General features: G+C 61.0%; 6 protein-coding genes. 3 read left to right on the top strand and 3 right to left on the bottom strand.

The window, feature by feature from the left end:
• Positions 1-74: 74 nt before the first annotated feature.
• The 3 genes from F8N49_RS25170 to F8N49_RS25160 all read right to left on the bottom strand — a co-directional run bounded on the left by F8N49_RS25170 (position 75) and on the right by F8N49_RS25160 (position 3209).
• Positions 75-833, bottom strand: a complete 759-nt coding sequence (locus F8N49_RS25170) for a S9 family peptidase (protein WP_042610641.1) — start codon at positions 831-833, stop codon at positions 75-77.
• Positions 823-1932, bottom strand: a complete 1110-nt coding sequence (locus F8N49_RS25165) for a DUF3182 family protein (RefSeq protein WP_151553043.1) — start codon at positions 1930-1932, stop codon at positions 823-825. The genes F8N49_RS25170 and F8N49_RS25165 overlap by 11 nt, the downstream gene beginning before the upstream one ends.
• A 296-nt stretch (positions 1933-2228) precedes the next feature.
• A complete protein-coding gene (locus F8N49_RS25160) occupies positions 2229-3209 on the bottom strand; it encodes a GlxA family transcriptional regulator (RefSeq protein WP_151553041.1) in 981 nt (326 codons plus the stop codon).
• A gap of 101 nt (positions 3210-3310) precedes the next feature.
• Between F8N49_RS25160 and F8N49_RS25155 the strand changes: the two genes are divergently transcribed.
• From F8N49_RS25155 to F8N49_RS25145, 3 genes are all read left to right on the top strand, one after another.
• A complete protein-coding gene (locus tag F8N49_RS25155; RefSeq protein ID WP_073475763.1) occupies positions 3311-3865 on the top strand; it encodes a cysteine hydrolase family protein in 555 nt (184 codons plus the stop codon).
• A gap of 230 nt (positions 3866-4095) precedes the next feature.
• Positions 4096-4677: a YjfI family protein gene (locus F8N49_RS25150; RefSeq protein ID WP_225914461.1), complete on the top strand. Its 582-nt coding sequence runs from the start codon at positions 4096-4098 to the stop codon at positions 4675-4677.
• A 17-nt stretch (positions 4678-4694) separates the two neighbouring features.
• Positions 4695-5393: a PspA/IM30 family protein gene (locus F8N49_RS25145; protein WP_016772954.1), complete on the top strand. Its 699-nt coding sequence runs from the start codon at positions 4695-4697 to the stop codon at positions 5391-5393.
• Positions 5394-5445 lie beyond the last annotated feature (52 nt).

The following is a 5445-nucleotide window of genomic DNA, read 5'->3' as shown; positions in this document are numbered from 1 at the left end:
TCGCTCCCACATTTGAAATGCGTTCAACCTGTGGGAGCGAGCCTGCTCGCGAAGGGGCCGGTACATGCGACAGATCATCTGGATTGGATAATGCTCAACCGCTCCCCCACCACCATCTCGGTAATCCAGTCCACCAGGATCGAGGTGTAGGCCTGCTGCGAAACCGGATCACTCAATGCGTGATCGGCGCCATCAATAATCCGATGGGTCAATGAGTGAGTCTGCTGACAGGCGGCGCGGTAACTCATGATCGTCGCGTGGGGCACGAAGTCGTCGGTTTCCGATTCCACCAACAGCACGTCGCCCGTGAATTGCGAACAGGCATGCAGGGCGCGATTGCTGTCGGCGCGCACCAGCGTATTGCGATAATCGCGCAGGTCGGCCTTGTCCAGATCGCGCTTGGGCGTGTGCCATTGTTCATCCCGGTACAGCGCCGGCACGCGCAGCGCCAGCCAGCGCACCGGGCGCAGTGACGTCAGGATCGAGGCCAGATAACCGCCATAACTGGTGCCGACCACGGCGATCGCCGAAGTGTCGAGGGCCGGGTGCGCCAGCAGGCGATCGTAGGCCGCCAGCAAGTCACGCAGATTGTCTTCACGGGTCACCCGGGTCAGCGGGATTCCGGTGCCGCCGGTATGCCCGCGCAGGTCGAAGGTCAGGCACACACAACCCAGGCCGGCGATGCCTTTGGCCCGCTCCAGATCACGTTCCTGACTGCCGCCCCAACCGTGAACAAACAACACCCCCGGGACTTTCGATTTGGGACTGAGAAAGGTCCCGCTCATCTGTTCGTCATCAATGTCGATTTGAATGCTTTCGCTTCTAGCCGTCATAGGATTGGACCGTCACATATTTGAGAAGAAACGCGCTGTTTTCCGCCGGGCCGCGATAGACCTCGATGGCGTCCGCCGGCAGCGCCTGATCGGTATAGGTTTCCACCGACGACACACGGATGGCGCGCATCTGTGGATCGTTGACGAAGCTCTGCAACGCGGCCACTTCAGCGCTGCTGGCACCGCCCATGCGCCAGGATTGTTCGAGCACGCCGCTGCGCGGGTTGCCGCTGGCGTCGAGGCCTTGGGCGATATCGTAATTGCGCCGCGAGGCGAAGAAGCGCGGGTAAGCTTCGTTGGCGGCACTGTCGAAGACCTGCGCCTGCTCGATGGCCAGACGCACATCATCAGGCAGATCCAGCGCGAGCAATTGGTCATAGCCGCCCTGCACCACCAGCAGATTCGAACCGCCGTAGACCTCTTCGCCCTGGCCGTCCTCGGTCAAGTATTGATCACCGCAATAGCTCAACACTTTGCCGCCGATGAACGACTGGCCGACGCTGTGGGTGACGACGTTGCGCAAGTCCTGCTCCAGCACTACGCCGTCGCTGAACAGGCTTTGCGCTTCGGGACGAGCGAGGATTTCATCGAACGCATCGAGGCTTTTGATCACTTCCTGACCGCGACCGGCGCAAGCGTGAATCGGCTTCAAGCGAATCGGCCCGGCGTACAGCAGATGCTCGGCGGCGGGCCGCGCATCTTCCAGGGCGAATACGCTGAGACCGTCGAGCACAACGTTGCGCACCCGCTCCGAAAACAGCGGCGACCAGCCCTGCGGCGCGTGCGCCAGATGACTGCGCAAACCGTGGCTGATGGCTTTGGTGCAGATGAAATCGTATTCGACGTAACCGCCCCACAAGTCATCGGGGCCTTTGATGCCCAGCGCTTGCGCGTGGGCGGCGCCGACGATGGTTTGCGTTGGCAGCAGATACAGCTCGCGGCCCTGATGTTTGGCCGGATCGAAACTGCCGCCGAATTTGCAGCCGAGAATCTGCGCCAGCCAACGCGCCAGGGCCTTGTTGGTCTCGACTTCATGTTGCGGCGCCTCGGCACGCACCGAATGGGCCACGACGATTTTGTTGCTGGGTGTCGGGGTCATGCGTTCCCCTTTATCAGTCGATGGGTTCTCAAAGGAAATTGCAGAGATCAGGCCAATGAGCAATCGGCCGCAATCGCCCGGTTATCCGGCGTTTGCCAGACAAGTGCTGGCATCACGCCTGTTTCAAACTGCACGACAGCGCGCAAAACTCCGGCAAATTGCACGATCCGTGATCCTGTGCAAAAACCTGTGGGAGCTGGCTTGCCAGCGATGGCGGTGGATCAGTCACCTGTTTTGCAACTGATTGATCGCATCGCTGGCAAGCCAGCTCCCACAGGGTTACTCCAGTGCCCAGGCTACCGCGTCAGACCAAACCGCCCCCGGTAATCACTCGGCCCCAACCCGGTAATTTTCTTGAAAATCGCGCGAAACGCGCCCGGATCCTGATAGCCCACCGTCCAGGCAATGTGGTCGATCGTGCCATTGGTGAACTCGAGCATTTCTCGCGCTTTGCCAACCCGCAGGTGCTGGCAATACTCGGTCGGTTTCAAGCCTGTCGCGGCGCGGAATCGGCGCAGGAAAGTGCGTTCTTCAAGGCCCGCGCGCTCGGCCATCGCGTTCAGCGAAACATCCGTCGCCCCGGTGCTTTGCAGCCAGTGCTGAACCTTGAGAATCGCCGCGTCGCCATGGCTGAGGATCGGCGCGAAATTGCTCCCGCATTCACTGGCGCTGTCGCTGTGTTCCATCACCAGAAAACGCGCGGTCGCGGTGGCGATGCTGGGGCCGAGCAAGCGATCGACCAGGCGCAGTCCCAGTTCCGACCAGGCCATCAGCCCCGCCGTGGTGATCAGGTCACCGTCGTCGACAATCGGCGTGTCGGCCTTCAGTTTGATCTTCGGGTAGCGATCGGCAAACGCCTGGGCCGAGGTCCAGTGGGTGGTGGCGCTGCGACCGTCGAGCAAGCCGCTTTCGGCGAGCATCAACGAGCCCACACAAACACCACCAAGGGTTGCGCCGCGCGCATGCTGATCGCGCAGCCATTGCGCAAGACTCGCAGTCATCTGTGCCGCATCGAACCCGCCGAGGGACGGCGGAATCAGCACGGCGAGCAAGGCGTCTTCGACGCCGGGATGACTGTCATAGACCCGCGTCGGCAACTGCTCGCCCTCGACCTGCCAGTGACTGACGCGCAGCAAGGGCAATTGCACAGCCTGATACTCGGCGGCGATGCGGTTGGCCACCGCGAACAGGTCGGCCAGACCGTGCACCGCCGCCAGTTGCGCGCCGGGGTAAATCAGCACGCCCAGTTCAGCGGTGGCGACTCTTTGTGCAGCCATTGTCAGTTTTCCCCCGTCTATTGTCGGTGCGGCCAATCCTCGAATCCTCGGCAAGCGCCAATACTGAGACCACACCCAATCACTGCCTCGAGGACAATCCCATGGCCAAGCAAGCGCTCATCGTAGTCGATATCCAGAACGACTACTTCCCCCAAGGCAAGTGGCCGCTGGTCGGCGCCGACGCCGCTGCCGACAACGCCGCACAGCTGATCGCAGCCTTTCGCGCAGCGGGCGATCCGGTGGTGCACATTCGGCATGAATTCACCTCCGAAGACGCGCCGTTTTTCACTCCCGGCTCCGAAGGGGCGAAACTGCATCCGAAAGTGCTCAACCGCGCCGACGAGCCGGTGGTGCTCAAGCACTTCGTCAACTCGTTCCGTGAAACCGAACTGAAAGCAGTACTAGACGAACACGGCATCACCGACCTGGTGGTGGTCGGCAGCATGAGCCATATGTGCGTCGATGGCATCACCCGCGCGGCGGCAGACATGGGTTACAGCGTGATCGTGATTCACGATGCCTGCGCCAGCCGTGATCTGGAATTCAATGGCCTGACGGTGCCGGCCGCCCATGTGCACGCAGCCTTCATGGCGGCGCTGGGTTTCGCCTATGCCAGCGTGGTATCCACTGACGAGTTCCTCAGCAGCAACGCCTAGCAACAACTGCGCAATCCCCTGGCCCGCCACGTTGCGGGCCTTTTTGCGTTTGTCATGAAAATCTCACGCGTGAGTCATTGATGGCACTTTGCATTGGTTGTAGTGTGGCCCACGCGTGAGACGCTCATAACCGGATTCCAGCCATGACAAGCCGCACTCCTACGCCTGCCGCAGCCAGCCCCAAGGGCGAGCGTGGCAAGACGTCAGCGAAAAAACCGTCGAGCTTCTACATGAAGCAGATGCGCGCAGGCCTGGCCGCCGCCGGTTATGTGAAACACGAAACTTGGGTGCTTCCGGAAAACCGAAGCTTGCTCAAGCAAATGGAGCAACAGCTACGCCAACCGATTCTGGCTGGCTCTTTCATGTCGGAGAAATACATGAGCGCAGGCAACAACTGGACCATCGACAGCCTCTTCAATGCCCTCAAGGCGCTGGACGAGGTGGCTTCCCAAGAGATTTCGCTGTCCCTGATCCAGAGCTCCGAGCCGAGCATCAAGCTGGAAATGAATGAATTCGGCGGCCTGCCGATTCACATCGCCCTGGCCGGCCAGCAGATCATCGTCGACACCGTGCTGGTCGACATCGATTCGATCAGCAATGTCCAGGCGTTCAACGATGCCGTGCTGCGCAGCCGCGAGATGTTCCCGCTGTCGTCGATCGGGATCGAATCGATGCCGAACGGACAGACCGTCTACAACATGTTCGGCGCCCTCAGTGCTGATTCGAGCCTGACCAACGTAGTCACCGAGGTGAAAACCCTGGTCGACAACGTGCAGCGCGCCAGCGAAGCCTTCGAACACTTCTTCAAGTAATCAACAGGGAATATCCAATGACTCAGTCCATCTGGAGCAAGTTGTTCACCGCGCTGCGCGGCGGCGCCAATGAAGTCGGCGAAGCCATCGCCGACCAGCAGGCCCTGCGCATCCTCGATCAGGAAATCCGCGACGCGGACACCGCGCTGTCCAATGCCCGCCGCGAACTGGTAACGATCATGGCCAAGCACAAACTGGCCGCCGACCGCGTCAGCGAATACGACGCCAAGATCAAGGACCTCGAAGCCAAGGCTGTGGCCGCGTTGAATGCCGGCCGCGAAGACCTGGCGCTGGAAGTGGCCGAAGCGATTTCGACCCTGACCAACGACCTCGCTGCCGAGAAGAAACTCAGCGATGAATTCGGCGCCTACGCCGACAACATGCGCAAAGACATCAGCAAAGCCGAATCGCGGATCAAGAGCCTGCGCCAGCAAGTGGACATGGCCAAGGCCCGCGATAGCGTGCAGAAAGCCCAGGTCAGCGCCTCGATTGCCAGCGGCGGCGCCAACGGCAAACTGGAAACCGCGGTCGGCACCCTGAACCGCCTGCAAGCCAAGCAGCAGCAACGCGCTGCCGAACTGAACGCCGCAGACGAACTGGCCGACGCCTCTACCGGCAACGACCTGGAACGCAAACTGCGCGACGCCGGCATCACGCCGAACGAAGGCAGCGCCAATGCAATCCTTGAGCGGCTGAAGCAGAAGTCCGCGCAGTAATCTGTTGCGCAAACCCTTGTAGGAGCTGCCGAAGGCTGCGATCTTTTGATGT

This window comes from Pseudomonas sp. GXM4, assembly GCF_008923895.1.
Classification (GTDB): Bacteria; Pseudomonadota; Gammaproteobacteria; order Pseudomonadales; family Pseudomonadaceae; genus Aquipseudomonas; species Aquipseudomonas atacamensis.
This window is presented reverse-complemented; position numbering and strand designations above follow the sequence as displayed.